The following is a 268-nucleotide window of genomic DNA, read 5'->3' as shown; positions in this document are numbered from 1 at the left end:
AAGGTCAAAGATTTAGAGAAAAACAAGAAACAAGATAACTCAGGAAAATCTGCTCAACTGCTACAAGTTCTAGGCAAGTGCCGAGAGCAGCACCCAATCCCTGACTACAAACAAATTAATTTCATCAGTCAAATCAATGACATGTAGGGACAGGGCATCAGTAATTTTTGTCATCAGCGCCAAATTTTTCCGCTGCCGTGTCCCGGCAACAATCTTGTATTGCACCCCATTGAAAACCACTGCAAAAAAGGTCAAAGATTTAGAGAAA

At 40.7% G+C, this 268-nt stretch carries 1 protein-coding gene; it reads right to left on the bottom strand.

Annotation, left to right across the window (positions count from 1 at the left end; all coding sequences use genetic code 11):
• Positions 1-69: 69 nt before the first annotated feature.
• The coding region (locus MiSe_RS50240) for a hypothetical protein (protein WP_226595111.1) at positions 70-268 on the bottom strand (199 nt) is incomplete at its 5' end.

The sequence above is a fragment of the Microseira wollei NIES-4236 genome, assembly GCF_020521235.1.
In the GTDB taxonomy this organism is placed as follows: Bacteria; Cyanobacteriota; Cyanobacteriia; order Cyanobacteriales; family Aerosakkonemataceae; genus Microseira; species Microseira wollei.
The sequence above is the reverse complement of the archived record's forward strand: the minus strand, read 5'-3'. Positions and strand labels throughout refer to the sequence as shown.